Genomic DNA, 25,902 nt, shown 5'->3' with positions numbered 1-25,902 from the left:
CGTTCCCGGCCGAACGCACGCACGCCCCGGCACCGCGATGGTGCCGGGGCGTTCGCTCAGCGAACGACGAAGACCGCCGGTGCGGGATGCTGAGGCGGGCTCAGTCCTCCGAACCCTTGGCGGCGATCGCCTTCTTGGTGGCCGTCTTGGTGGCCGTCTTCTTCGCCGCCGTCTTGGCCGTGGTCTTCTTCGCGGCCGTCGTCTTGGCCGCCGCCGTCTTCTTGGCGGCGGTCTTCTTGGCGGGAGCCTTCTTGGCGGCCGTCTTCTTCGTGGCCTTCTTCGCCGTCTTCTTGGCGGGACCCTTGGCGCGCTTCTCGGCCAGCAGCTCGTAGCCGCGCTCCGGCGTGATGTCCTCGACGCTGTCGCCGGAGCGCAGGGTCGCGTTGGTCTCGCCGTCGGTGACGTACGGGCCGAAGCGGCCGTCCTTGACCACGACGGGCTTCTCGCTGACCGGGTCGGTGCCCAGCTCCTTCAGCGGCGGCTTGGCCGCGGCCCGCCCACGCTGCTTGGGCTGGGCGTAGATCGCCAGCGCCTCCTCGAGCGTGATCGTGAAGAGCTGCTCCTCGGAGGTGAGGGACCGCGAGTCCGTGCCCTTCTTCAGGTACGGGCCGTAGCGGCCGTTCTGCGCGGTGATCTCGACGCCCTCGGCGTCGGTGCCGACGACGCGCGGCAGCGACATGAGCTTCAGGGCGTCGTCGAGGGTCACCGTGTCCAGGGACATCGACTTGAACAGCGAGGCCGTACGCGGCTTCACGGCGTTCTTGCCGGTCTTCGGCGTGCCCTCGGGCAGCACCTCGGTGACGTACGGGCCGTAGCGGCCGTCCTTGGCGACGATGGCGTGGCCGGTGGCCGGGTCGGTGCCCAGCTCGAAGTCGCCGCTCGGCTTGGCGAGCAGTTCCTCGGCGAGTTCGACCGACAGCTCGTCGGGCGCCAGGTCCTCGGGGACGTCGGCGCGCTGGTGGTTCTCGGCGTCCTTCTCGCCGCGCTCGACGTAGGGGCCGTAGCGGCCGACGCGCAGCTTGATGTCGTTGCCGACGGGGAAGGACGACACCTCGCGCGCGTCGATCGCGCCGAGGTCGGTCACCAGTTCCTTGAGGCCGCCGAGGTGGTCCCCGTCGCCGTTGCCGGCGTCGGCCGCGCCGCCGCCTCCCGCGCCGTCGCCCTCGCCGAAGTAGAAGCGCCGCAGCCACGGCACCGCCTGGGCCTCGCCGCGGGCGATGGCGTCGAGGTCGTCCTCCATCTTGGCGGTGAAGTCGTAGTCGACGAGCCGCCCGAAGTGCTTCTCCAGGAGGTTGACCACGGCGAAGGAGAGGAAGGACGGGACGAGCGCCGTGCCCTTCTTGAAGACGTAACCGCGGTCCAGGATGGTGCCGATGATCGACGCGTACGTCGACGGGCGGCCGATCTCGCGCTCCTCCAGCTCCTTGACCAGCGACGCCTCGGTGTAGCGGGCCGGGGGCTTGGTGGCGTGGCCGTCGACCGTGATCTCCTCGGCCGTCAGCGCGTCGCCCTGGGCGACCTGCGGCAGCCGGCGCTCGCGGTCGTCCAGCTCGGCGTTCGGGTCGTCGGCGCCCTCGACGTACGCCTTGAGGAAGCCGTGGAAGGTGATGGTCTTGCCGGACGCGCTGAACTCGACGTCCCGGCCGTCGGAGGCGGCGCCGCCGATCTTCACGGTGACGCTGTTGCCGGTCGCGTCCTTCATCTGGGAGGCGACGGTCCGCTTCCAGATCAGTTCGTACAGCTTGAACTGGTCGCCGGTCAGCCCGGTCTCGGCGGGCGTGCGGAAGCGGTCGCCGGAGGGGCGGATCGCCTCGTGCGCCTCCTGCGCGTTCTTGACCTTGCCGGCGTACGTACGCGGCTGCGCGGGCAGGTAGTCGGCGCCGTACAGCTGCGTGACCTGGGCGCGGGCGGCGGCGACCGCCGTGTCGCTCAGCGTCGTCGAGTCCGTACGCATGTAGGTGATGTAGCCGTTCTCGTACAGCTTCTGCGCGATCTGCATCGTCGCCTTGGCGCCGAAACCGAGCTTGCGCGAGGCCTCCTGCTGGAGCGTCGTCGTACGGAACGGGGCGTACGGCGAGCGGCGGTACGGCTTGGACTCGACGGAGCGGACCGCGAAGCGCGTGTTCTCCAGGGCGGCGGCGAGCGCGCGGGCGTTCGCCTCGTCGAGGTGGAGGGTGTTCGCGCTCTTGAGCTGCCCCAGGGAGTCGAAGTCGCGACCCTGCGCGACCCGGCGTCCGTCGACCGTCTGGAGGCGCGCGACCAGCGAGGACGGGTCGGAGGCGTCTCCCGCGCGGCCGGTGGCGAAGGTGCCGGTGAGGTCCCAGTACTCGGCGGAGCGGAACGCCATGCGCTCGCGTTCCCGCTCGACGACGAGCCGGGTGGCGACGGACTGGACGCGGCCGGCCGACAGGCGCGGCATGACCTTCTTCCACAGGACCGGCGAGACCTCGTAGCCGTAGAGGCGGTCGAGGATGCGGCGGGTCTCCTGGGCGTCGACGAGCTTCTGGTTGAGCTCGCGCGGGTTGGCGACGGCGGCCCGGATCGCGTCCTTGGTGATCTCGTGGAACACCATGCGCTTGACCGGGATCTTCGGCTTGAGGACTTCCTGGAGGTGCCAGGCGATGGCCTCGCCCTCGCGGTCCTCATCGGTGGCGAGGAAGAGCTCGTCGGACTCCTTCAGCAGGTCCTTGAGCTTCTTGACCTGCGCCTTCTTGTCGGCGTTGACCACATAGATGGGCTGGAAGTCATGTTCGACGTCCACACCGAGGCGGCGGACCTCGCCGGTGTACTTCTCCGGCACCTCCGCCGCGCCGCTGGGAAGGTCGCGGATGTGCCCGACGCTCGCCTCGACGACGTAACCAGGGCCGAGATAGCCCTTGATCGTCTTCGCCTTGGCAGGCGACTCGACGATGACGAGTCGGCGGCCGCCGTTCGCGGTCTCGCTGGTCGGGGACAACTTCGCTCTTCTCTCCGGTCGACGCTGGGGCCTCCCCAGGCAGTGCTCCCGGGGTCGGGTCGTGCTGCGTTTCGGTCGTGACGCTGCGGAGTGTGACGGTACCTCCCGCCCCCGTGTCAAACGGGAAAAGCCCGCAACGGCCACTCGAACGGTAACCCGACGAACCCTGTTCCTGCCGCCCGGAGTGCTGACCGGCCCTGACGCGCGTATCCGGAGCGCGACCCGCCGGTTACCCGGGCGGGGGTGCGGCCGAGGTCCGGAACCGGCCCCTCACACGCGGGTCAGGCACCAGGCCCCGACGGCCAGAGCGACGACTCCGGCGAGGCTCGCGACGGCCGCCGATGCGACGGGGCTCACACCGAGCGCGACGGGGCGGCCGTGCCGCACCCGTGTCGCGGTCCACACCAGCAGACCGGCCCCGAACAGGGCGAACACCAATCCCGCGAAGATCGCCGGTCCGCTCTCCATGGCCCCGTGCCCCTTTTCTCCAGCCCGCGCGTGTCCAGCCCCGGGGAGGCTGTCACGCGCGGGCGGCGGGGAGGCTAACCCGAGGTGAACGGGGAGCCGACGGCTCCCGCCCCTGGCTCGTTTCCCTCGCCCTCACGGAGCGGTCCCCGCCCTTCCGGAAAAGGGTGCGGCCGAAGGCCGTCGGCACCCCGCTACGCCGGTTCGATGAAGCCCTGCTCCACCAGCAGCCGGATCTGCGCGGGCGTGCGGTCGCGCAGCGCCACCGGGTCCTCGCCCACCAGCTGGGCGATGGCGTCCAGGATGCGGCCCGCGCTCATGGTGCCGTCGCAGACGCCCGCGAAGCCCGCGCCGACCGTGTCGACGCGGGTGGCGCGGCGCATGCCGCGGTTCTGGCGCAGCACGACGTGCTCGGGGTCCTCGGCGCCGGGCAGGCCGACCTGTTCCTGGACGACCTCGCCGGCCAGCGTGAAACGGGCCTCCAGGAGGGCCGCGTCGTCGTGGGCGCGCAGGTAGTCGACACGGTCGAAGTGCTCGCGCACCGTCTCGCCGAGGGGCTGCTCGACGGGGTGCGGCCACTCCTCGACGGTGACCGAGGGCTCCGCGGCCCCGGTACGGCGCAGGGTGATCCAGCCGAAGCCGACGGCCTTGACCTTGCGCGCCTCGAACTCGTCCAGCCACGCGTCGTACCGCGCCTGGTACTCGGCCGGGTCGGCGCGGTGGTCGCCGGCGTCCCTGAGCCACAGCTCGGCGTACTGCGTGACGTCCTGCACCTCGCGCTGCACGACCCAGGCGTCGCAGCCGCGCGGCACCCAGGAGCGCAGCCGGTCCGTCCACTCCTCCCCCTCCACGTGCTGCCAGTTGGCGAGGAAGTGCGCGAACCCGCCCTCGTTCAGCTTCTCCCCCGTCTCCTGAACGAGCGACCGGCACAGATCGTCCCCGCCCATCCCGCCGTCCCGGTAGGTGAGGCGGGCGCCGGGTGAGATCACGAACGGCGGGTTGGAGACGATCAGGTCGTACGTCTCGTCGTCGCGGACGGGCTCGTACAGGGAGCCCTCGCGCAGGTCGGCGGCCTGGGCGCCGGAGAGGGCGAGGGTGAGCGCGGTGATGTGCAGCGCGCGCGGGTTCACGTCGGTCGCGGTCACGCGCGTGGCGTGGCGGGAGGCGTGCAGGGCCTGGATGCCGGAGCCGGTGCCGAGGTCCAGGGCGGTGGAGACGGGCGTGCGGACGGTGAGGCCGGCCAGCGTCATGGAGGCGCCGCCGACGCCGAGGACGACGCCCTCCGCGCGGTGGCCGATTCCGCCCGCGCCGCCGACCGCGCAGCCCAGGTCGGAGACGATGAACCAGTCCTCGCCGTCGGGCCCGCCGTACGGCCGTACGTCCACGGTGGCGGCCACCTCGTCGTCGCCCGCGCGGACGAGCCAGCCGCTCTCCAGGCAGGCGTCGACGGGCAGGACGTCCGCCACGCGCGCGTGGGGCACGGGTTGCTGGAGCAGGAACAGCCTGACGAGCCGTTCGAGCGGCGTGTCGCCGCGGGTGGCCCGCAGGGCGGGCACGGTCTCGCTGCGGGACAGCGCCGCGTAGGCGGGGGCGCCGAGCAGCTCCAGCAGTCCGTCGGCGGTGAAGGACGCCCCGAGCAGGGCGTCCCGCAGCCGGGCGGAGACGTCGGGCCGGTCGGCGGAGGGCAGGGGGGACAGGCTGGCGTTACTCACACCCCCATTGTGGCCCGCCTCGCGCCCCCTGCCTCCGGAGCGGACGTCAGCCGGTGGTGGCCGACGGCGTCACCGAGGCCGACTTGCAGCTGGCCTGCTTGGCCATCGCCTGGCCGACGTCGCCCTCCTCCAGGGTCTTCAGCGCGTCGCTGCCGCTCTTGCTGAGCTTGTTGAGCTCGGTGGCGATGTCCTTGAGGCCGTCGGCGAACTTCGCCTGGTCCTTGGTGTCGAGCTTCTCCACCTGCTTCTTCAGGGAGGCGTACGACGAGGAGAGGCTGTTGAGCTCGGTGACGGCGTCCTTCTGCTTCTTCTCACCGTCCTCGACGTCCGGGGCCCCGGCCTTCTGGACGGCGCTCCCCATCGCCTTGTAGGCGTCGGACATGTCCTGGAACGCCTGCGCGTCGGTCTTCTGAACCTCGGCGGGCGTGCTGTTGTCCGAGGTCTCCTTCTGGATCGCGGCGTTGGCGGCCTCGATCTTCCTGGCCTGCGGCTGCACCGCGTCGCAGACCTCCTTCGCCCAGGCGTCCAGCTTCTCGTTGTCGTCGCTGCTGCTGCATCCCGTCAGCGCCAGTACCAGTACCGCACCGCCGGACAGTGCGGCCGCGAGCTTCTTGTTCACCGGATTGGTCCCTTCCATGGCTCTCGGCCCCGGAACATACACGCCGGATGGAGGACATCCGCAGGACGAACATCCGTTATGAACGTATTGAAGCCATTTGCACCAAGAGAGAGAAGGCTCACGGTGAACGGTGCGCGCACGCACGAAGCGGGCGGACGGCGCGTCAACGCGCGCCGCCCGCCCGGCCTTTGAGCAGCCCCTTCTCTGAGGCTCGGTGCGAGGGTCTACGAAACCACCGCCGGATCGGCCGACTTGGGGTCCCGCTTGCCGTCGTCCTCGTCGCCCATCGCGATGCCGCGCCGTTTGGAGACGTAGACCGCCACGGCGATGACGAGGAACGCGACGACGGCGATCAGCACCCGCACGGCGATGCTCTCGTCGGCGCCGTAGGAGAACTTGATGACCGCCGGCGCGATGAGCAGCGCCACCAGATTCATGACCTTCAGCAGCGGGTTGATCGCCGGGCCCGCGGTGTCCTTGAACGGGTCGCCGACCGTGTCGCCGATGACGGTGGCGGCGTGCGCCTCGCTGCCCTTGCCGCCGTGGTGGCCGTCCTCGACGAGTTTCTTGGCGTTGTCCCAGGCGCCACCGGAGTTGGCGAGGAACACCGCCATCAGGGTGCCCGCGCCGATCGCGCCCGCCAGGAACGCGCCGAGCGCGCCCACGCCGAGCGTGAAACCGATGAAGATGGGCGCCATCACGGCGAGCAGCCCGGGCGTGGCGAGCTCCCGCAGGGCGTCCCTGGTGCAAATGTCGACGACCTTGCCGTACTCGGGTTTCTCGCTGTAGTCCATGATTCCGGGCCGTTCCCGGAACTGCCGCCGCACCTCGTAGACCACCGCGCCCGCCGACCGCGACACCGCGTTGATCGCCAGCCCCGAGAACAGGAAGACGACCGCCGCGCCCGCGATGAGGCCGACGAGGTTGTTGGGCTGCGAGATGTCCATCATCAGGCTCATCGGCGCGCCCTCGCCGCTGAGTCTCTCGCCGACGTCCGCCGCGCCGGTGGTGATGGCGTCGCGGTACGACCCGAAGAGGGCCGCCGCCGCCAGGACGGCGGTGGCGATGGCGATGCCCTTGGTGATGGCCTTGGTGGTGTTGCCGACCGCGTCCAGGTCGGTGAGGACCTGGGCGCCGGCGCCCTCGACGTCGCCGGACATCTCGGCGATGCCCTGCGCGTTGTCGGAGACCGGCCCGAAGGTGTCCATGGCGACGATGACGCCGACCGTGGTGAGCAGGCCGGTGCCGGCCAGCGCCACGGCGAACAGCGCCAGCATGATGGAGGTGCCGCCCAGCAGGAACGCCCCGTAGACGCCGAGGCCGATCAACAGGGCGGTGTAGACGGCGGATTCGAGGCCGAGGGAGATCCCGGCCAGGACGACGGTGGCGGGCCCCGTGAGGGAGCTCTTGCCGACGTCCTTGACGGGGCGTCGGGCGGTCTCGGTGAAGTAGCCGGTGAGCTGCTGGATGAGGGCGGCGAGCACGATGCCGATCGCCACCGCGACGAGCGCGAGGATCCGCGGGTCGCCGTCCTTGGTGGCGATCGCCGCGTCGGTGACGCCGTCCAGCTCGGAGTACTTCCCGGGCAGGTAGACGAAGACGGCCACCGCCACCAGCACCAGCGAGATCACGGCGGAGATGAAGAATCCCCGGTTGATCGCGCTCATGCCGCTGCGGTCGGACCGCCTCGGCGCCACCGCGAAGATGCCGATCATGGCGGTGAGCACGCCGATCGCCGGCACCAGCAGCGGGAACGCCAGCCCCGAGTCGCCGAAGGCCACCTTGCCGAGGATCAGCGCGGCCACCAGGGTCACCGCGTACGACTCGAAGAGGTCGGCCGCCATGCCCGCGCAGTCGCCGACGTTGTCGCCCACGTTGTCGGCGATGGTCGCGGCGTTGCGCGGGTCGTCCTCCGGGATGCCCTGCTCGACCTTGCCGACCAGGTCGGCGCCGACGTCGGCGGCCTTGGTGAAGATGCCGCCGCCGACGCGCATGAACATCGCGATCAGCGCGGCACCGAGGCCGAATCCCTCCAGGACCTTCGGCGCGTCGGCCGCGTAGACCAGCACCACGCAGCAGGCGCCCAGCAGGCCGAGCCCCACCGTGAACATGCCGACGACGCCGCCCGTACGGAAAGCGATCTTGGTCGCTTTGTGCGAGACGACGGTGAGATCCTTTTCCGGTTCGCCGGGGGCCGGTGTCGCTTCCCGCGCCGCCGCGGCGACGCGCACATTGCTGCGTACGGCGAGCCACATGCCGATATAGCCGGTGGCCGCCGAGAAAGCCGCGCCGATCAGGAAGAAGATCGATCGCCCGGCACGTTGATTCCAGTCGTCCGCGGGCAGCAGCATGAGGAGGAAGAACACGACGACGGCGAATACGCCGAGCGTGCGAAGCTGCCTGGCCAGATAGGCGTTCGCGCCTTCCTGGACGGCCGCCGCGATCTTCTTCATGCTGTCGGTTCCCTCGCCCGCCGCGAGCACCTGGCGCACCAGGACGCCCGCGAGCACCAGCGCGGCCAGTGCCACGACCGCGATGACCGCGACCAGGACACGGTTTCCGTCGGTCAGCACGGCGGCCGCGAGGGTGGAGGGATCGCCCAACTGATGAGGGGTGGAAAGCTCCGCCATTCGTCCTCCTTGACGCTTGGGCTGAGCTCAAGATGTGGACGGGATTGTAGGTACCGGAACCTGATCAAAACAGTGCACGACAAATGGAATCGACCTGTCAACCAGAAGGACGAGGCAAGTAGTAATGCCCCTCCGGCATTAATTCCGTGATCCCCTTTGTGATCGATCGCGATCCTCTTTGTGATCGATTTTCGTGCGATTGATCGTGAATAAATTCACTTAACGGCCGCACGAACCCAATGTAAGTGCGCACACGACGAAGGGCCCCACCAGGTGGGGCCCTTCGGGTGATGCGCGGGTGGGTCAGACCGGCGGCAGTACCGCCGGCGCGGTCGGCCAGGTCATGCGGATCAGTCCGCCGTCCTCGCCCGCCGTGACCTCCACGTCGTCGACGAGTCCGCTGATGACCGCGAGGCCCATCTCGTCCTCCTCGGCCTCCGCCTCGTCGACGGCGGAACCCGGGGCCGACGCCCCGGCCACGGCGTGCGGCGCCTCATCACCGACCTCGATGGAGAACTGCTTCTCCTCCTCGATCAGCGACACCTTGACCGGCGCCGTGATGCCGACGTGCTGATGCAGGCCCACAGCCCGGGTGCAGGCCTCGCCGACGGCGAGCCTGACCTCGTCGAGGACGGCCTCGTCCACTCCGGCCCTGCGTGCCACCGCGGCCGCCACCAGACGGGCGGTGCGGACATGCTCGGGCAGCGCGCTGAAGCGGAGTTCGACGGTGGCCATGCATCCCCCTCGGAACTACGGGCGTGCTGTCGGGGGTCCGGGCCGCCGACAGCCCGGACCTCCGTCGTTCTACTGGTCCCGGGCCCGCGGGCCCGGGACCGGTCGTCAGTCGGTGGCCGCCACCGCTTCCTCGACCGAGGTGTGAATGGGAAACACCTTGGTCAGGCCGGTGATACGGAAGATCTTGAGAATACGCTCCTGGTTGCAGACCAGGCGCAGCGAGCCCTCATGGGCACGCACCCGCTTCAGTCCGCCGACCAGTACGCCGAGCCCGGTGGAGTCGAGGAAGTCCACGCCCTCCATGTCGACGACGAGGTGGAAACTCCCGTCGTTCACGAGCTCGACCAGCTGCTCACGCAGCTTGGGCGCGGTGTATACGTCAATTTCGCCACCGACCTCGACGACCGTACGATCGCCGACGGTACGGGTCGACAGGGACAGGTCCACGGATCCTCCAGCACCTTGCTATCGAGCGGTCGTCCCTCGGGACACCTCGGCTTGAAGCCCCCAGGACGGTTCGCCAGCCGCGATGGCATTCAATCACTTACCGGCAGGCGTGCACGACGCCTTGGTCCCATTGTCCGTCACGCCAGTGACAGACTCGGTGCCGATGGCCAAGAATCACCGACCCGATCGACCCCCGGCGGAGCCCGGCTCCCGGCCCGAACCGGGCATGGTCCTGGGCCGGCTCGCCGCGGGACCGAGCCGGGCTGCGCGCATCACTCATACGGAGCACTTGCCCCCGCGTGCGGGTCGTCATGCCGTCTGGCCGGACCGGATTCGCCCGGAGGTCGTCGCGGCCGTGCGCGCGGCCGGAATCGAACACCCCTGGGCCCACCAGGCACGCGCCGCCGAGCACGCCCTCGACGGCGATTCGGTGGTCGTCGCCACGGGCACCGCGTCCGGCAAGTCCCTGGCGTACCTGGTGCCCGTCCTGTCGACGCTGCTGGACGGCTCCGAGGCGCCGAACGGGCGGGGCGCCACCGCCCTGTACCTGGCGCCGACGAAGGCGCTGGCCGCCGACCAGTGCCGGTCCGTGAAGGAACTCGTCCGACCGCTGGGCACGTCCGTTCGAGCCGCGGTGTACGACGGCGACACGCCGTTCGAGGAACGCGAGTGGATCCGCCAGTACGGCACCTACGTGCTGACCAACCCGGACATGCTGCATCGCGGCATCCTGCCGTCCCACCCCCGCTGGTCCTCCTTCCTGAAGGCGCTGAAGTTCGTCGTCATCGACGAGTGCCACACCTACCGGGGCGTCTTCGGCTCCCATGTCGCCCAGGTGCTGCGAAGATTGCGCCGGCTGTGTGCCCGCTACGGCGCGTCGCCGGTCTTCCTGCTCGCCTCCGCCACCGCCGCCGAACCCTCCGTGGCGGCCCGCCGGCTCACCGGGCTGCCGGTCGTCGAGGTCGCCGACGACGCCTCACCGCGCGGTGAACTGGTGTTCGCCCTCTGGGAGCCGCCGCTGACCGAGCTGGAGGGCGAGAAGGGCGCGCCGGTCCGCCGCACCGCCACCGCCGAGGCCGCCGATCTGCTCACCGACCTCACCGTGCAGGGCATGCGCTCGATCACCTTCGTGCGGTCCCGGCGCGGCGCCGAGCTGATCTCGGTGATCGCGCAGGAGCGTCTGGCCGAGGTCGACCGCTCGCTGGCCGGGCGCGTGGCCGCCTACCGCGGCGGCTACCTCCCCGAGGAGCGCCGCGCGCTGGAACGCGCCCTGCACTCCGGCGAACTCCTCAGCCTGGCCGCGACCAACGCCCTCGAACTCGGGCTCGACATCTCAGGCCTGGACGCCGTGGTGATCGCCGGTTATCCGGGCACCCGTGCGTCGCTGTGGCAGCAGGCGGGCCGGGCGGGGCGGGCCGGGCAGGGGGCGCTGGCGGTGCTGGTCGCCCGGGACGACCCGCTGGACACCTTCCTCGTCCACCATCCCGAGGCCCTGTTCGACCAGCCCGTGGAGTCCACGGTCCTCGACCCGGACAACCCGTACGTCCTCGCCCCGCACCTGTGCGCGGCGGCGGCCGAGCTGCCCCTGACCGACGAGGACCTGCCGCTGTTCGGCCCCGCCTGCGAGGAGCTGCTTCCCCAGCTGGAGGCGGCGAAGCTGCTGCGCCGCCGGACCAGGGCCTGGCACTGGACGCGCCGGGAGCGGGCCGCCGACCTCACCGACATCCGCGGCGAGGGCGGACGGCCGGTCCAGGTCGTCGAGTCCGGCACGGGCCGACTGCTGGGCACGGTGGACGCCGGGGCCGCCCACACGACCGTCCACGAGGGCGCCGTCCACCTCCACCAGGGGCGGACCTATCTCGTCCGGTCCCTGGACCTGGAGGACTCCGTCGCGCTGGTCGAGCAGGCCACGCCCGCGTACTCGACGGTCGCCCGTGACACGACGGCGATCTCGGTCCTGGAGACCGACACCGAGGTCCCCTGGGGCGACGGGCGCCTGTGCTACGGCTCCGTCGAGGTCACCAACCAGGTGGTCTCCTTCCTGCGCCGCCGGCTCATCACCGGCGAAGTCCTGGGCGAGACGAAGCTCGACCTGCCTCCCCGGACGCTGCGTACGCGGGCGGTGTGGTGGACGATCACCGAGGACCAGCTGGACGCCGCCCGGATCAACCCGGAGATCCTCGGCGGGGCCCTGCACGCCGCCGAGCACGCCTCGATCGGCATGCTGCCCCTCTTCGCGACCTGCGACCGCTGGGACATCGGCGGCGTGTCCGTCCCCCTGCACCCGGACACACTGCTGCCGACGGTCTTCGTGTACGACGGCCACCCGGGCGGGGCGGGCTTCGCCGAGCGGGCCTTCCACACGGCCCGCGACTGGCTCGCCGCCACCCGGGAGGCCATCGCCTCCTGCGAGTGCGACGCCGGCTGCCCGTCCTGCATCCAGTCCCCCAAGTGCGGCAACGGCAACGAACCGCTGCACAAGCGGGGGGCCGTACGGCTCCTGACGGTGCTCCTGCGGGGAGCCGCGGACGGGACGGTGGACGGTGCCGCGGACGGGGTTGCGGACCGTGCGGCGGGAGGGGGAGCAGGCCCGTTCGAGGCGGGGCGGGCGGAGGCGGAGGCGGGAAATCCGGCCCGTGATGCCCGCCGGTAGCCTCACGAGGGCCACCCTCATGGGGGCGGCTCTTCCGACGGGAGTTCCAACGCCTCAACCCCCGCCGACCGGGCCTCCGGCGCCGCGATCCCCGCCGGGGGGAACCGCCACCGCCGGGCCCGCCCTCGCCCGGACCTCCGCCGTGAACGGGCCCCGGCCCGATGCCACCGTCACGTCCGAGACCTGCCCCGTGAGCACGCAACTCACCAACCGCGCCCCCTGGGCCGCCGCGATCCGTGCCGCCCGGGCACACGCCGCCGTACCGCCCCGGTCCCAGTGCTCCGCCGCCGCGAGCGCCGCCAGATCGGCGCCGCCGGCCGCACGGTGCCGGGCCACCACCGCCTGGCCCAGGGCCAGCACGACGCCGAACACCAGGCACAGAACGGCGACGGCACCGACGCTCCAGACAGTGGCGGAGCCCTGGTCGGCGTTCCCGGCCCGCATCCTCACGGCTCGCCTCCCGCCGTCCGCTCCACCGACGCCACGGCCTCCTCCCGTACCTCGAAGGGCAGCCCGTGCAGCGCCGGTGGCTCGGCCACCACGACCACACGGACCCGGTCCCCCTCCCGGCTGACCGTGACCCGCGCTCCGCGCGGTGCCGCCTCCCGGGTGACTTCGGCGACCGCGTCGGCCGGGTCCTGGCGGGCCGCCGCGCGGGCGCCCGTCCGGGCCGCGTCCACACACTGGATCTGCGCGGCCACCACGAGCAGCCCCCACGCCAGCGCCATCGCGAACACGACCAGCACGGGCAGCACCACGGCGGTCTCCGCCGTCACGAAACCCCGGTCCGAGTCGCGGGACCGTGCCCTCGGGCGCCGTTCACATCCGCGCATCGAGTGCCTGCTTCACGATGCCCTGCAGTTCCGCGCTGACCGCCCCGCTCGTCACCACCTTGTAGAGGACCACGGCGAAGGCCACCGCCGCGACGATCCCCATCGCGTACTCGGACGTGACCATTCCCGCGTCCCGCGCGCCGGCCCGCCTGCTCCGTGCCGGCCGCATCGCACGCATCAGAGCACTCAGCCGCGCCCGTACCACCTGATACATCACAACCCCCGTGAGGTTCTTTCCCGTTGTTCGCTTACTGCTGGTTCGCTTTCTGGTCCATCGGACCGTCATGCGCCGGCCCACGCCGGCCCGCTCCTCCCGTCAGCCACCACCTCCCCCGCCTCCCAGCACCCCGCCCGCGAGCCCGATCACCACCGGCAGTACGCCCACCGCGATGAACGCGGGCAGGAAGCACAGCCCCACCGGCGCCGTGACCATGACGGCCGCCCGGCGGGCCCGTGCCGCCGTGGTGCGGGCCCAGTCGGTACGGGCCTGGGTGGCCAGCCGGGCGACGGGGCCGGCCGCGGGGAGCCCGGACACATCGGCCCGTTCCAGCAGTCGTGCCAGGGGAGCGGCGCCCGGGAGCGCGGCGAGTCCCCGCCAGGCACCGCCCGGCTCACCGCCGAGCCGCACCTCCGCCGCGCCACGGCCCAGCGCGTCCCCCACGGGCCCGCCGAGGGCCTCGCCCACCGCGTGGGCCGCGGCGACCGGTCCGGCACCGGCCGCGACACACGCCGCCAGCAGGTCGGCCGCCAGGGGCAGTTGGCGAGCGGCCTCGGCGGCACGGGTCTGTTCCGCGGCGGTACCGGTGGCCGCCCGCCGAGCGTGCAGGCGCCACAGCACCACCGCGCCCGCCAAGCCCGTCACCACACCGGCGACGCCCCCGACCAGGGCCCAACCGGCCCCCACCGCGGCCACCAGCGGCAGCCGGTCACGCACGGCGCCCAGCACCTCGGCGCGTCCTGGGCCGGCGCGCACCGCCGGCGGGGCCAGGAGCACGGCGAGCCGTCTGCGCGCGGTCCGTGCCCTCCGTGAGGCCGCGCATCCGTGCGCCAGCCAGCCGACGATCAGCAACGCCCCCATCACCGCCCCCAGCACCGCCCCCAGCCTGTGGAAAACGTCCCCGGTCACGACGCCGCCTCCGCCTTCCGTACGATCCGCGTCACCCACCACACGCCCAGGCACTCCAGGACTCCACCGGCCAGCAGGCAGCCCAGCCCGGCCCCGGTGTGCAGCAGTACGTGCAGCGGGTCGGAACCGAGGGCGGCGCCGAGCAGGAGGCCGAAGACCGGCAGGCCGGCGAGCATCACGGCTGTGGCTCGCGCGCCCGCCAACTGGGCCCGCAGGTCGGCACGCTGGTCCCGTTCGGCGCGCAGGGCGCCTTCGAGCCGGTCGAGACCGGCCGCCAGTCCGGCGCCCTGATCGGCGGCGACCCGCCAGCACGCCGCGAGGCCCCGTAACCCCTCCACCCCCGGTTGTCGCGCCGCCGCCGTCAGGGCCCCCGGCACGTCCCCGCCGAAGCGCGCCGCCGCCAGCACCGCGGCCTGCCCGTCGCCGAGCCCTCCGGAGTCGTGCGCGGCGCACAGCAGCGCCTCGCCCGGCTGCCGTCCCGCCCGCACCTCCCCGGCGAGGGACCCGCACAGGGCGATCACCCCGTCCCGCCGGTGCTCCCGGGCCCGACTCGCCCGGCCGGCGAGCCGCGTGCGCCGCAGCAACGGCACTCCGGCCGCCCCCGCGACGACCGGCAGCACCGAGTCGCCCAGCACGGCCAGCACCAGCCCGGCCACCAGCGCCCACCACTCGGGCCTCAGCCGGCCACGGACACGCAGCACCACGTCCGTCAGCCGACGCCCCGGTGGCGGCGGCCCGGTGCCCACCGTCGCGCCACCGGCGAACACCAGCCGCGCGCGCCGCACCCCGGCGTGCCACCCGCTCCCCGCCAGCCATGCCGCCGCCCCGAGGCTCCCCAGGGCCACGACCGCCGACAGGTCACTCATCACCGTCACCCGTGCTCCTCCGATCCAGGTGCTCGCGCCCGAGCCCCTCTCCGCGCAGCAACTCCCGCAACCGCTCCCAACCGCGCTCGGCCGCGAAGGCCTCCGCTTCCCACCGCAACGCCGGCACCGTCCGCACCAGCCCCGACGGGTCGCGCTCCAGTACGTGCACCTCGGCGATCCGGCGCCGTCCCGCCCGGTCCCGGGCCAGGTGCAGGACCACCGAGAGAGCCGCCGCCAACTGGCTGTGCAGCGCCGCGCGGTCCAGCCCTGCGGCCGTGCCGAGGGCTTCGAGCCGGGCCGGTACATCGGCGGCGGCGTTGGCGTGCACCGTCCCGCAGCCGCTGTGGCCGGTGTTCAGCGCCGCCAGGAGATGGGCCACCTCGGGGCCGCGCACCTCGCCGACGACCAGCCGGTCCGGTCGCATGCGCAGCGCCTGCCGCACCAGGTCTTCCAAGGTGACCAGGCCCGCGGCCTCCTGGTTGGCGGGTCTGGTCTCCAGGTGGACGACGTGCGGATGGTCGGGCCGCAGCTCCGCCGAGTCCTCGGCCAACACGATGCGCTCGTCCGGCCGGACCAGGCCCAGCAGCGCGCTCAGCAGCGTCGTCTTGCCGCTTCCGGTGCCGCCGCTGACGAGGAAGGACAGCCGTGCCCGCAACAGCGCGCGCAGCACGCGGTCACCGCCGGGCGGCACGGTACCGGCGGCCGCCAGTTCGTCGAGCGTGAACGCACGCGGCCGTACCACCCGGAGCGACAGGCAGGTGCAGCCGACGGCGACCGGGGGCAGCACCGCGTGCAGCCGGGTGCCGTCCGGCAGCCGTGCGTCCACCCAGGGCCGGGCGTCGTCCAGCCTGCGACCGGCGACCGTGGCGAGGCGCTGCGCAAGCCGCCGTACCGCACCGGCGTCCGGGAAGGAGACCGACGTCAGCTCCAGGCCGCCGCCCCGGTCCACCCAGACCCGGTCCGGGGCGGACACCAGTACGTCGGTCACCGACGGGTCGGCGAGCAGTGGTTCCAGTGGCCCACTGCCGACGAGCTCCGAGCGCAGCTGTCCGGCGGCCGCGAGGATCTCGGCGTCGCCGAGCACCCGTCCCTGCTCCCGCAGGGCCTGCGCCACACGCGCGGGCGTGGGCTCCGCCCCGCTCTCGGCGAGCCACCGCCGCACCCCGTCGAGCATCTCGGAAGCCGGGCCGGGAACGGGGCCCACGGCTGCCGGGGCGACGGCTGCCGCCGCCCCGTCGGCGGCCGTCCCCGGGGACCGCCCTGCGCGCAGGCCGAAAGCAAGCCCCGAAGCCGGTCCCGGAACCGCTCGCGCTCCCGCTCCCGCTCCCGCTCCCGCTCCCGCTCCCGGAGCAAGTCCTGAGGCCGTCCCCCGAAACCGCTCCCCGACGACCCCCGGAGTCACCTCTTGAGACCGTCCCCCGACGAACCCCGGGGCCGCCCCCTGAGACCGTCCCCCGACGAACCCCGGAGTCACCCCTTGAGACCGTCCCCCGACGACCCCCGGGGCCGCCCCCTGAGACCGCCTTCCAACAACCCCCGGAGCCACCCCCCGGGGCCACTCCGAGCCGAGCCTGGCGGTCCGACCCGCGGCCGCCTCCGGCCCAGGCCCTACGCCGACCGTCGTCCCCGCAGCCGCCCGGGACACCGGCACCGCCCCAGGGGCCACGCGGACGGCCCAGCCCGGAACACCACCCCGCCCGTTCGGCCGCCGCACGGCCTCCTCACGCCCCACTGACGCCTTCACGCAGCTCCACCCCCCGTCTCCACCAACGCCCGCTCCCAGAACGCCCGGCAGAAGCGCGCCAGCGGTCCACGGGCGGAGGCGCCGGGAGGGCGCTTGCCGTCGGTGGCGCGCAGAAGGCCGGACTCGACGGGCACCTCGCCGGCCAGCGGCAGTCCGAGCAGCCGGGCCACCTCGCGGTCGTCGAGGCCCGAGTCGTACGGCCCCCGTGTCACGACGCGCAGATCGCGCAGCACCATGCCGACCGCGGCCGCCACCCGGCCGGCCGCCGCGACGGCCCGCAGCTCGGCCGGGACGACGAGAAGCCCGACGTCGAGCTGGGCGAGAACCTCCGCGACACCGTCGTCGATCCTGCGCGGCAGGTCCACGACGACCGTGCCGCCCCTGCGCCGGGCCGCGGCGAGCACGGCACGTACGGCCTGGGGCGGCACCGCGACGCAGTCGCCGCGGTCCCAGCTGAGCAATCGAAGCGAATGCAGCTCGGGCAGCGACGCCTCCAGGGCGCCGCCGCCGACCCGTCCACGCGAGGCCGCGAACGCGGGCCACCTCAACCCCTCCGCCGTCTCGCCGCCGAGGAGGACGTCGAGGCCGCCGCCCAGCGGATCCGCGTCCACCAGGAGGCTGCGCAGCCCCTCTCGCGCGGAGGTGACGGCGAGCGCGCAGGCCAGCGTGGACGCCCCGGCGCCACCCCGGCCCCCGATGACGCCCACGGTGAGCGCGGGTCGGCCGACGCCCTCGACGACGTCCGCGATGCGGTCGACGAGCCACTGTTCGCCGTCGGGGAGCACCAGGACGTGGTCGGCGCCGATCTCGACGGCCCGCTGCCACACTCCGGGATCGTCCTGATCCCGGCTCACCAGGACCACTCCCCGTCTCCTCACGACCCCGCGCACCCGCCGCGCGGCATCGTCGCCGACGAGGACGAGTGGAGCGGCCTCCCAACCGCCCGGCCACCGGGCCCCGGAAGGCCCCGGGGCCCCCAAGGACCCAGTGGCTCCCGAGGTCGACACGGGCGTCGCTGGCACCGAGTGGTGCACTTCCGGTGTCGCGCCGGCCGCCGCGCACAGGCGCAGCAGGTCGTCGAGGAGATCGGTGTCCTCGGTGAGGATCAGCGGCCCGCCCTGCCTGCCTCCGGCGGAGTACGGCGGGTCATGGGTGATGGTCCCGGTCATGGTCTGCGTCCCCCTTCGCCGCGGCTTCGGGCCGCGGCCGGTGTCCCGTAACTCGCGCGGCCCCTGCGGCCCCGCGTTCCGGCCGACCGAAGAACCGGTTGAGAACCGGTGAAGAACCGGCCGGCCATACGCGTCCGGCAAAGGGAACCGGCCATGGAACTCGGCGCGGCCCGGACGCGTGGGAATCACGGTGCAGCGATCCGGGAAATCGTGTGGATCTTGGTCAAAAACTGTGGACAACTCGATGGATGTGAATATCGCCGTCACTCAAACCGGTGAGCCCGCCCCGCATCGATCCACCTCGTGTGCGACGCCCGCAGAGCAGTCCGACGACTACGCTCCGCAGTCAGTCATGGCCATGACAATCCACTCTCTCCGGCACCGCCACCGCACGGGCTCGGGGTCGACCGGAGGGAGAAAAACCCATCCGGACATGCGACGACCCCCGCCGGGGGGGAGAGCGGGGGTCGTCTCCACGGCCGACTCGGGGGGGGAGGAGTCGGACCGGGTTAGCACGGTCGCGAACGATCCGTGACTTCCATGGTGTACCCGAGAGGCCTCTCAGGCAAACCCACGCGCCCCACCTTACGCCGAATGGGCTGCGCCTATGCTCGGGGTCGTGGAAAACCACTCTTCGCCCCACTCCATGGCGCACTCCATGCCCCGCACGGCGGCCTTCTTCGACCTGGACAAGACGGTCATTGCGAAGTCCAGCACACTCACGTTCAGCAAGTCCTTCTACCAAGGCGGGCTGATCAACCGCAGGGCCGTGCTGCGTACCGCATATGCCCAGTTCGTCTTCCTCGCGGGCGGAGCCGACCACGACCAGATGGAGCGGATGCGCAAGTACCTCTCCGCCCTCTGCCGGGGCTGGGACGTCCGGCTGGTCAAGGAGCTCGTCGCCGAGACCCTGCACGACCTGATCGACCCGATCATCTACGACGAGGCCGCCTCGCTGATCGAGGAGCACCACACCGCCGGCCGCGACGTCGTGATCGTCTCCACGTCGGGCGCCGAGGTCGTCGAACCCATCGGTGAGCTGCTCGGCGCGGACCGGGTGGTGGCGACCCGCATGGTCGTCGGCGACGACGGCCGCTTCACCGGGGAGGTGGAGTACTACGCGTACGGCCCCACCAAGGCGGAGGCGATCCGCGAGCTGGCCGAGTCCGAGGGGTACGACCTGAGCCGCTGCTACGCCTACAGCGACTCGGCGACCGACCTGCCGATGCTCGAGTCCGTAGGACTCCCCCACGCGGTGAACCCGGACCGGGCGCTGCGCCGGGAGGCTCTCGCACGCGAGTGGCCGATCCTCGATTTCCACCGTCCGGTACGGCTGAAGCAGCGCGTCCGGGGGCTCTCCGTACCGCCGCGGCCGGCGCTGGTCGCCGCCGCCGCGATAGGTGCCGCGGCGGCCACCGCGGGCCTCGTCTGGTACGCGAGCCGGCGCCGGTCCGCGACGGCGGCCTGAGCCCTCCCTCGATCCGCCCTTTCACTCGCGTATGAGTGCAAAAGTAAAGAAGTGCGGTGGGCACTTCCGCTTGCTCCGGCGCAGGAGTACAAAGGACTCAACGGCCCGCGAGACCAAGGACATCCGAAAGGATCACCTTAAGAACGCATTTGGCCCCACGGACCGAGCATGGACATCGAGCACCCACGCGACGTCGACCCGTCGATTACGGGCCAGCCGCACCAGGTGACGGGCAAAGCTCCCGACCTGATGGGCAACATATCGAGGACGCTTGGTAACCCGGTGGTCATGCCAGCGGCGGTACGAATTCTCGTACCGCCGCATCTTCACGCCGCGCCGCGCTGCAGCGCCTCGCACACCGCCGTCGACTCGCGTGCGCCCAGCTCGACCGCCCGGCCGCAGTGGGCGATCCAGGCGGCCATGCCCTCCGGCGTCCCGGACACGTAACCGTCGAGCGCCGCCAGGTAGGCCGCGCGCCCCAGCTCGGCGTGGCCGACCTCGGCGGCGCAGACCGACTTCGGGTCGAGACCGCTGCCGACCAGGACGATGCGCTCGGCCGCGCGTGCGACCAGGCCGTTGTGCGAGGTGAAGGGCCGCAGCGCCAGCAGCTCGCCGTGCACGACGGCCGCCGTCACCAGCGCCGGCGCGGCACCGCCCGCCATGACCAGCCCGGCCAGGCCCTCCAGCCGCCCGTGCGCCTCGCGGGCGCCCGGCAGGGGCAGCTCGACGAGGGGTTCGTCCACCGGCTCGCCCTCCTGGCGGGGCCGTCCCACCTGGTCGGCCTTGTCTGCCGCCGCCACCAGGTGCAGCCGGGCCAGTACCCGCAGCGGCGACTGGCGCCAGATGGACAGCAGCTGCCCCGCCTCGGCGGTCAGCCGCAGGGCCGCGCCCACGGCACGCGCCTCGTCGTCGACGCTGAAGTCGGTGCGCCGGCGCACCTCCTCAAGGGCCCAGTCCGCCCCGGACAGCGCCGCCGAGCCCCGGGCGCCGCGCAGTGCCGCCTCCGAGGTGATCTCGTTGCTGCGGCGCCGCATGATCCGGTGGCCGTAGACCCGGTCCACGGCCTTGCGGATGGACTCCACGGACTCGGCCACGCCGGGCAGTTCACCCAGGGCCGCGAGCGGGTCGGCGGTCGCGCCTGTCGTACTCATGAGTACGACATTACGCACCCCCCGGCCCCACCCCACGAATGAGTGGTCTTCTTCACGTACACCCAGACCTCCGCGTCACGCACAGCCAGAGCGACACTACTCTTGGTGAACATGAAAATTGCTTTCGTCGGGAAGGGCGGCAGCGGCAAGACCACCCTGTCCTCCCTGTTCATCCGCCATCTCGCCGTCACCGGTGCACCCGTCGTCGCCGTCGACGCCGACATCAACCAGCACCTGGGGGCCGCGCTGGGCCTCGACGAGACGGAGGCCGCAGGGCTGCCCGCGATGGGCGAGCACCTGCCGCTGATCAAGGACCATCTGCGCGGCACCAACCCGCGGATCGCCTCCGCGGGGACGATGATCAAGACCACACCGCCCGGCGAGGGCTCGCGCCTGCTGCGGGTGTGCGAGGACAACCCGGTCTACGACGCCTGCGCCCGGCCGGTGGAACTCGACGCCGGGGCCGTCCGTTTGATGGTCACCGGGCCTTTCACGGAGGCCGACCTCGGAGTCGCCTGCTACCACTCCAAGACGGGAGCGGTGGAGCTGTGCCTGAACCACCTGGTCGACGGCCGTGACGAGTACGTCGTGGTCGACATGACCGCGGGCTCGGACTCTTTCGCCTCCGGCATGTTCACCCGCTTCGACATCACGTTCCTCGTCGCCGAGCCGACCCGGAAGGGAGTCTCCGTCTACCGCCAGTACAAGGAGTACGCCCGCGACTTCGGCGTCACCCTGAAGGTCGTCGGCAACAAGGTGCAGGGGCCGGACGACCTCGACTTCCTCCGCGAAGAGGCCGGGGACGACCTGTTGACGACCGTCGGCCACTCGGACTGGGTGCGTGCCATGGAGAAGGGCCGGCCGCCCCGCTTCGAGCTCCTGGAGGAGGCCAACCACCGCGCGCTGCGCACACTGCGCACGGCCGCCGACGCGACGTACAAGTCGCGGGACTGGGAGCGCTACACGCGCCAGATGGTCCACTTCCACCTGAAGAACGCCCGCAGCTGGGGCAACGAGCGCACCGGGGCCGACCTGGCGGCGCAGGTCGACCCCGGCTTCGTGCTCGGCGAGACGGTCGCCGCCCCGGCGTGACACCGGCACCCGACGGTGCCGGCGCTTGAGCCGGCGTACGCCCGCCCCGCCCGACGGTTACCGCTTGGCGGCCGGGGCTCCGGGCACACCCTTCGGAGCCGGCGCGGGCTGGGCCGACAGGAAGGACGCCCAGCCCTTCTCCGGAGCCTCGCCGACGCCCAGGGTGCGCAGCTTCTTGAGCACCTTCGGGTCCTGGGCGTCCAGCCAGTCCGCGAGCTGCCGGAAGGAGACGCAGCGCACCTCGTCCTTGGTGCACACCGTCTCGATGACCTCCTCGACGGCGCGCATGTAGGTGCCGCCGTTCCAGGACTCGAAGTGGTTGCCGATGATCAGCGGGGCGCGGTTGCCGTCGTAGGCCCGCTGGAAGCCCTGGAGCAGGCCGTCGCGCATCTGGTCGCCCCAGAGCTCGTGCTTGGCCGGATCGCCCTGGGTGGTGGTGCCCGACTGGTTGACCATGAAGTTGTAGTCCATGGTGAGCTGCTCGAAGGTGTGCCCGGGGAAGGGCACGAGCTGCATCGACAGGTCCCACAGGCCCTGCTTCTTCTCCGGCCAGACCTGGTTGTTCACGCCGCTGCTGTCGTAGCGGAAGCCCATGTCACTGGCGGCCTTCACGAAGTTCTCCTGGCCCTCCAGGCAGGGAGTGCGGGCGCCGATCAGTTCCTTGTCGTAGTCGAAGGGCAGCGGCGCCGCGTTCTTCATCCCGGTGTTGGTCTTCCAGGTCTTCACGAACTGCTTGGCCTGCCTGATCTCGTCCTTCCACTCCTCGACGGACCACTCGCCGACCCCGCCGCCGGGGCCGCAGAAGTGTCCGTTGAAGTGGGTGCCGATCTCGTTGCCCTCCAGCCACGCCAGCCGCAGTTGCTTGACGGTGTCGGCGATGCCCTGCTCGTCGTTGAAGCCGATGTCCGAGCGGCCCGGGGAATGCTGCGGCGGCCGGTACAGGTCCCGCTTCTCCTTCGGCAGCATGTACACGCCGCTCAGGAAGTACGTCATCGTCGCGTCGTTCTCCTTGGCCACTTCACGGAAGTGGGAGAACAGCTTCTGGCTGTCCTCGCCCGCGCCGTCCCAGGAGAACACCACGAACTGCGGCGGCTTCTGGCCGGGCTTGAGCCGCTCGGGCCGGGGCAGGTGCGGCTGGGCCCCGGTGTACGCGGTGGAACCGTCGCCGATCAGGCGGACCGCGTTCTTGGGCGCCGGCGCCGCTTTCCCCTTCTCCTTCTCCGGACCCTGCGTCCCTTCACCGGAACCGGTGCCGCTGCCGATCGCGCAACCGGCGAGCGACGCGGCGCAGACCGCGGCGGCGACCACGGTGCGCGCGGCGATCCTGTGGGTGGCGGCCATGTTCCGCCCACCTTCTTCCTTCTCTCGGGCCAACGCCGACGACGGCGATGTCGGGTGAATCGGGTGCTGAGCCGGGGACGTGGCATCAGCGCCGTCAAGGTGGCACGTATGCGAGAGGGAATTAGTACGACAAGCCGATGAAATGCATTGATTCACTCACTTGAGCGGCGCATTACTCCATTTGCGCGAAAAGTCTATGCCTCGTCTTTACTCTGAATTACGATCTATTTACTGAGCGCAATCGCCAGCGCGTTCACCAGCGCTCATCACGTACGCAAGCGCTCATCACGTACGCACCGAGCGTCCGCCGGGCGCTCGGCATCCCGCCGCTGTAGGAGACGGGAAACATGTCGTCCTGCGTCCCCGCCCGCGCCGATTCGGCCCGGACCGAACACATCCACCCACCCCACAGTCCGCCGTCCGGCGGCCCCCGGCGCTTCCGCGTCGCGGGCGCCGACGTGTCGGCCTCGATCGCGGTCTTCCTGATCGCCCTGCCCCTCTCCCTGGGCATCGCCCTCGCCACCGGCGCCCCCCTCCAGGCCGGCCTCGTCGCCGCCGCGGTGGGCGGGATCGTCGTCGGACGGCTCGGCGGCTGCCCCCTCCAGGTCAGCGGACCCGCCGCCGGGCTCACCGTGGTCACCGCCGACCTCATCCAGCAGTACGGATGGCGCACGACCTGCGCCATCACCGTGCTCGCCGGTATCGCCCAACTCGGCCTCGGCTGCCTGCGCGTGGCACGCTCCGCGCTCGCCGTGAGCCCCGCCATCGTGCACGGCATGCTCGCCGGCATCGGCGTCACCATCGCCGTCGCCCAGCTGCACATCGTCCTCGGCGGTACCCCGCAGAGCTCCGTGCCGGACAACCTGCTCGCGCTGCCCGCCCAGTTGGCGAACCTGCGCCCCGCCGACCTGGCGGCGAGCGTACTGACGCTGACCCTGCTGCTGCTCTGGCCGCGCGTCCCCGGCCGGGCCGGCCGGCTGCTGGGCAAGCTCCCCGCCGCCCTCATCGCCGTCGCCGGCGCCACCGCGGTCGCGGCGCTGGCCGGGCTCCGCCTGCCCAAGGTGGACCTGCCCTCCTGGAGCAGCCACGCCCTGGCGACGCTGCCCGACGGACCGGTGCTCGGCCTTCTCGCCGCCGTGCTCACGACCACGCTGGTGTGCAGTGTGCAGTCGCTGCTCGGCGCGGTCGCCGTGGACAAGCTGGTCGCCGCCCGGCCGGGCCTGACCGGCCGGGTCAAGCGCTCCAACCTCGACCGCGAGCTGCTCGGCCAGGGCGCCGGCAACATCCTCTCCGGCTCGCTCGGCGGACTGCCCATCGCCGGTGTGGCCGTACGCAGCACCGCGAACGTGTCCGCCGGCGCCGTCAGCCGGAACTCCACGATGCTGCACGGCCTTCTCGTACTGATCGCCACGCTGCTGCTGGTCCCGGCCCTGGAGCTCATCCCGCTCGCCTCGCTCGCCGCCCTGGTCATGGCCGTCGGCCTGAAGATGGTGTCGCTGAACCACATCCGCACGGTGACCCGCCACCGCGAGGTGCTGGTCTACGCCGTCACCACCGGCGGCGTGGTGTTCTTCGGCGTCCTGGAGGGCGTCGCGCTGGGCATCGCCGTGGCCGTCGGCGTCGCCCTGCACCGCCTGACCCGCACCCGGATCAGGCACGACGAGACGGCAGGGGTCCACCACGTGCACGTGCGGGGCCAGTTGACGTTCCTCGCGGTGCCGCGGCTCAGCCGGGTCCTGCACCAGGTGCCCCAGGGCTCGGACACCGTCGTGGAGCTGGACGGGTCGTTCATGGACCACGCGGCGTACGAGACCTTGCAGGACTGGCAGAAGACGCACACCGCGCAGGGAGGCCGCGTCGACATCACCGGCCGCCGCCCGGGCACCCGCATCTCCGAACCGGCCGACACGGACGGTTGCCGCTGCCGCCCCTGGACCCCCTGGCGCAACCACCAGTGCGAGCCACCACAGCCGACGCCCCCGCCCGGCACCGACCGGCGCGACCGGACCGGCACGGACGCCGACACCGCGCCCGCTACCGGCGAATCGCGCGGACAGAGCAAGGAGAGCGCACAGAGCGCACGGAACAGCGAGAACGCACAGCGCGGGACGGACGGGCACGGACCCAACGGGACCGTCGCACCGGGCGAACACACCGGTCCGGTCGTCGCGGGCACCCCCGGCGGGCTCAGCGGACGGGAGCTGGCGCGTGGCATCAGCGCGTTCCAGCGCAACACCGCGCCCTTGGTGCGCGGCGAGCTGGCCCGGCTGGCCCGTGAGGGACAGCAGCCCTCCCAGCTCTTCCTGACCTGCGCCGACTCGCGGGTGGTCACCTCGATGATCACCTCCAGCGGTCCCGGTGACCTCTTCGTCGTGCGCAATGTGGGCAATCTCGTCCCGCTGCCCGGCGAGGAGAGCGGCGACGACTCGGTGGCCGCCGCGATCGAGTACGCGGTGGACGTGCTGAAGGTGCGGTCCATCACCGTGTGCGGGCACTCCGGGTGCGGGGCCATGCAGGCGCTGCTCAGCACCGACACCGGCGGGGCGCAGACGCCGCTCAAGCGGTGGCTGCGGCACGGGCTGCCGAGTCTGGAGCGGCTCCCCGGAGAGCCGGGAGGCCCGCCGGAGGGCACCGAGACCCGGCCCCTGCTGGCCGGACGCCCGCCCGCCGACGCGGCCGAGCGGCTGTGCCTGGCCAACGTGGTCCAGCAGCTGGAGCACCTGCGGGCCCACGACGCGGTGGCCCGGGCCCTGAGAGCCGGGGACCTGGAGCTGCACGGCATGTACTTCCACGTGGGCGAGGCCCAGGCGTACCTGCTCTCCCCGGACCCGGGCGACGCCGGGGACGGCGTGTTCGAGCTGGTCCTGGAGACCGACCTGACCGCCTGAGCGGCAC

20 protein-coding genes are annotated in these 25,902 nt (G+C 72.2%); 4 read left to right on the top strand and 16 right to left on the bottom strand.

All coding sequences use genetic code 11. From position 1 onward, the window contains the following. Nucleotides 1-100: 100 nt before the first annotated feature. The 7 genes from topA to bldG form a co-directional block, all read right to left on the bottom strand. Nucleotides 101-2,956 carry a type I DNA topoisomerase gene (gene topA, locus KUM03_RS13545; protein ID WP_217247659.1) on the bottom strand — a complete coding sequence of 952 codons (2,856 nt, stop codon included), beginning with the start codon at nt 2,954-2,956 and terminating at the stop codon, nt 101-103. A gap of 270 nt (nt 2,957-3,226) precedes the next feature. Continuing rightward, complete coding sequence (locus tag KUM03_RS13540; protein WP_217247657.1) at nt 3,227-3,424, bottom strand: hypothetical protein; 198 nt, start codon at nt 3,422-3,424, stop codon at nt 3,227-3,229. A 191-nt stretch (nt 3,425-3,615) separates the two neighbouring features. Next, nucleotides 3,616-5,133 (bottom strand): class I SAM-dependent methyltransferase, encoded by a 1,518-nt coding sequence (locus KUM03_RS13535; protein ID WP_217247655.1) that lies wholly within the window; start codon nt 5,131-5,133, stop codon nt 3,616-3,618. A gap of 46 nt (nt 5,134-5,179) precedes the next feature. Continuing rightward, nucleotides 5,180-5,770 carry a small secreted protein gene (locus KUM03_RS13530; protein WP_217247653.1) on the bottom strand — a complete coding sequence of 197 codons (591 nt, stop codon included), beginning with the start codon at nt 5,768-5,770 and terminating at the stop codon, nt 5,180-5,182. Nucleotides 5,771-5,976: 206 nt separating this feature from the next. Beyond that, the gene (locus tag KUM03_RS13525) at nt 5,977-8,382 is read right to left on the bottom strand and encodes a sodium-translocating pyrophosphatase (RefSeq protein WP_217247651.1); all 2,406 of its coding nucleotides are present in this window, start codon (nt 8,380-8,382) and stop codon (nt 5,977-5,979) included. Nucleotides 8,383-8,685: 303 nt separating this feature from the next. Further along, the gene (locus KUM03_RS13520; protein ID WP_217247642.1) at nt 8,686-9,117 is read right to left on the bottom strand and encodes an ATP-binding protein; all 432 of its coding nucleotides are present in this window, start codon (nt 9,115-9,117) and stop codon (nt 8,686-8,688) included. Between the two features lie 105 nt (nt 9,118-9,222). Further along, the gene (gene bldG / locus KUM03_RS13515; protein ID WP_003975386.1) at nt 9,223-9,564 is read right to left on the bottom strand and encodes an anti-sigma factor antagonist BldG; all 342 of its coding nucleotides are present in this window, start codon (nt 9,562-9,564) and stop codon (nt 9,223-9,225) included. An 82-nt stretch (nt 9,565-9,646) separates the two neighbouring features. On the opposite strand from bldG, the gene KUM03_RS13510 reads away from it, so the two are divergent. After that, nucleotides 9,647-12,217: a DEAD/DEAH box helicase gene (locus tag KUM03_RS13510; RefSeq protein ID WP_217247640.1), complete on the top strand. Its 2,571-nt coding sequence runs from the start codon at nt 9,647-9,649 to the stop codon at nt 12,215-12,217. 54 nt (nt 12,218-12,271) lie between these two features. Here the strand turns inward: KUM03_RS13510 and KUM03_RS13505 are convergent, their stop codons facing one another. The 7 genes from KUM03_RS13505 to ssd form a co-directional block, all read right to left on the bottom strand. Continuing rightward, a complete protein-coding gene (locus KUM03_RS13505; protein ID WP_217248056.1) occupies nt 12,272-12,661 on the bottom strand; it encodes an Rv3654c family TadE-like protein in 390 nt (129 codons plus the stop codon). Between the two features lie 2 nt (nt 12,662-12,663). Further along, nucleotides 12,664-13,050 (bottom strand): TadE family type IV pilus minor pilin, encoded by a 387-nt coding sequence (locus KUM03_RS13500; RefSeq protein ID WP_217247639.1) that lies wholly within the window; start codon nt 13,048-13,050, stop codon nt 12,664-12,666. Beyond that, nucleotides 13,037-13,264, bottom strand: a complete 228-nt coding sequence (locus tag KUM03_RS13495; RefSeq protein ID WP_217247637.1) for a DUF4244 domain-containing protein — start codon at nt 13,262-13,264, stop codon at nt 13,037-13,039. Before KUM03_RS13495 ends, KUM03_RS13500 begins: the two co-directional genes overlap by 14 nt. A 102-nt stretch (nt 13,265-13,366) precedes the next feature. Next, nucleotides 13,367-14,176, bottom strand: coding sequence for a type II secretion system F family protein (locus KUM03_RS13490; protein WP_217247623.1), 810 nt, complete (start codon nt 14,174-14,176; stop codon nt 13,367-13,369). Beyond that, entirely contained in the window at nt 14,173-15,042 is an 870-nt protein-coding gene (locus KUM03_RS13485; protein ID WP_217247621.1) for a type II secretion system F family protein, read from the bottom strand. Before KUM03_RS13485 ends, KUM03_RS13490 begins: the two co-directional genes overlap by 4 nt. After that, nucleotides 15,035-16,216, bottom strand: a complete 1,182-nt coding sequence (locus KUM03_RS13480; RefSeq protein ID WP_217247601.1) for a TadA family conjugal transfer-associated ATPase — start codon at nt 16,214-16,216, stop codon at nt 15,035-15,037. Before KUM03_RS13480 ends, KUM03_RS13485 begins: the two co-directional genes overlap by 8 nt. Before the next feature lie 566 nt (nt 16,217-16,782). After that, nucleotides 16,783-17,955 carry a septum site-determining protein Ssd gene (ssd, locus tag KUM03_RS13475; RefSeq protein WP_217247592.1) on the bottom strand — a complete coding sequence of 391 codons (1,173 nt, stop codon included), beginning with the start codon at nt 17,953-17,955 and terminating at the stop codon, nt 16,783-16,785. A 607-nt stretch (nt 17,956-18,562) separates the two neighbouring features. On the opposite strand from ssd, the gene KUM03_RS13470 reads away from it, so the two are divergent. Continuing rightward, nucleotides 18,563-19,423 (top strand): HAD family phosphatase, encoded by an 861-nt coding sequence (locus KUM03_RS13470; protein ID WP_217247584.1) that lies wholly within the window; start codon nt 18,563-18,565, stop codon nt 19,421-19,423. Between the two features lie 326 nt (nt 19,424-19,749). On the opposite strand, the gene KUM03_RS13465 is transcribed toward KUM03_RS13470, so the two are convergent. Continuing rightward, entirely contained in the window at nt 19,750-20,574 is an 825-nt protein-coding gene (locus tag KUM03_RS13465) for an oxidoreductase (RefSeq protein ID WP_217247582.1), read from the bottom strand. A 111-nt stretch (nt 20,575-20,685) separates the two neighbouring features. On the opposite strand from KUM03_RS13465, the gene KUM03_RS13460 reads away from it, so the two are divergent. Then, nucleotides 20,686-21,666: an ATP-binding protein gene (locus tag KUM03_RS13460; RefSeq protein WP_217247559.1), complete on the top strand. Its 981-nt coding sequence runs from the start codon at nt 20,686-20,688 to the stop codon at nt 21,664-21,666. 57 nt (nt 21,667-21,723) lie between these two features. Here KUM03_RS13460 and KUM03_RS13455 read toward each other — a convergent pair whose 3' ends face one another. After that, on the bottom strand, nt 21,724-23,007 hold the full coding sequence (locus tag KUM03_RS13455; RefSeq protein WP_217247551.1) for a hypothetical protein: 1,284 nt from the start codon (nt 23,005-23,007) through the stop codon (nt 21,724-21,726). A 347-nt stretch (nt 23,008-23,354) separates the two neighbouring features. Here KUM03_RS13455 and KUM03_RS13450 point away from each other — a divergent pair, with 347 nt between their 5' ends. Next, on the top strand, nt 23,355-25,895 hold the full coding sequence (locus tag KUM03_RS13450) for a SulP family inorganic anion transporter (RefSeq protein ID WP_217247543.1): 2,541 nt from the start codon (nt 23,355-23,357) through the stop codon (nt 25,893-25,895). Nucleotides 25,896-25,902: the final 7 nt, after the last annotated feature.

The sequence above is a fragment of the Streptomyces sp. AC602_WCS936 genome, assembly GCF_019049125.1.
GTDB lineage: Bacteria > Actinomycetota > Actinomycetes > Streptomycetales > Streptomycetaceae > Streptomyces.
Note: the sequence above shows the minus strand (reverse complement) of the source record. Positions and strands in the feature narration are given on the sequence as shown.

What these genes read in the sequence shown, in the direction of transcription:
- KUM03_RS13540 (WP_217247657.1), bottom strand. Translation starts at nt 3,424, where the DNA reads ATGGAGAGCGGACCGGCGATCTTCGCGGGATTGGTGTTCGCCCTGTTC.
- KUM03_RS13530 (WP_217247653.1), bottom strand. Translation starts at nt 5,770, where the DNA reads ATGGAAGGGACCAATCCGGTGAACAAGAAGCTCGCGGCCGCACTGTCC.
- KUM03_RS13525 (WP_217247651.1), bottom strand. Translation starts at nt 8,382, where the DNA reads ATGGCGGAGCTTTCCACCCCTCATCAGTTGGGCGATCCCTCCACCCTC.
- KUM03_RS13520 (WP_217247642.1), bottom strand. Translation starts at nt 9,117, where the DNA reads ATGGCCACCGTCGAACTCCGCTTCAGCGCGCTGCCCGAGCATGTCCGC.
- KUM03_RS13510 (WP_217247640.1), top strand. Translation starts at nt 9,647, where the DNA reads ATGGCATTCAATCACTTACCGGCAGGCGTGCACGACGCCTTGGTCCCA.
- KUM03_RS13505 (WP_217248056.1), bottom strand. Translation starts at nt 12,661, where the DNA reads ATGCGGGCCGGGAACGCCGACCAGGGCTCCGCCACTGTCTGGAGCGTC.
- KUM03_RS13500 (WP_217247639.1), bottom strand. Translation starts at nt 13,050, where the DNA reads ATGCGCGGATGTGAACGGCGCCCGAGGGCACGGTCCCGCGACTCGGAC.
- KUM03_RS13495 (WP_217247637.1), bottom strand. Translation starts at nt 13,264, where the DNA reads ATGTATCAGGTGGTACGGGCGCGGCTGAGTGCTCTGATGCGTGCGATG.
- KUM03_RS13485 (WP_217247621.1), bottom strand. Translation starts at nt 15,042, where the DNA reads ATGAGTGACCTGTCGGCGGTCGTGGCCCTGGGGAGCCTCGGGGCGGCG.
- KUM03_RS13480 (WP_217247601.1), bottom strand. Translation starts at nt 16,216, where the DNA reads ATGCTCGACGGGGTGCGGCGGTGGCTCGCCGAGAGCGGGGCGGAGCCC.
- ssd (WP_217247592.1), bottom strand. Translation starts at nt 17,955, where the DNA reads ATGACCGGGACCATCACCCATGACCCGCCGTACTCCGCCGGAGGCAGG.
- KUM03_RS13470 (WP_217247584.1), top strand. Translation starts at nt 18,563, where the DNA reads ATGCTCGGGGTCGTGGAAAACCACTCTTCGCCCCACTCCATGGCGCAC.
- KUM03_RS13465 (WP_217247582.1), bottom strand. Translation starts at nt 20,574, where the DNA reads ATGAGTACGACAGGCGCGACCGCCGACCCGCTCGCGGCCCTGGGTGAA.
- KUM03_RS13460 (WP_217247559.1), top strand. Translation starts at nt 20,686, where the DNA reads ATGAAAATTGCTTTCGTCGGGAAGGGCGGCAGCGGCAAGACCACCCTG.
- KUM03_RS13455 (WP_217247551.1), bottom strand. Translation starts at nt 23,007, where the DNA reads ATGGCCGCCACCCACAGGATCGCCGCGCGCACCGTGGTCGCCGCCGCG.
- KUM03_RS13450 (WP_217247543.1), top strand. Translation starts at nt 23,355, where the DNA reads ATGTCGTCCTGCGTCCCCGCCCGCGCCGATTCGGCCCGGACCGAACAC.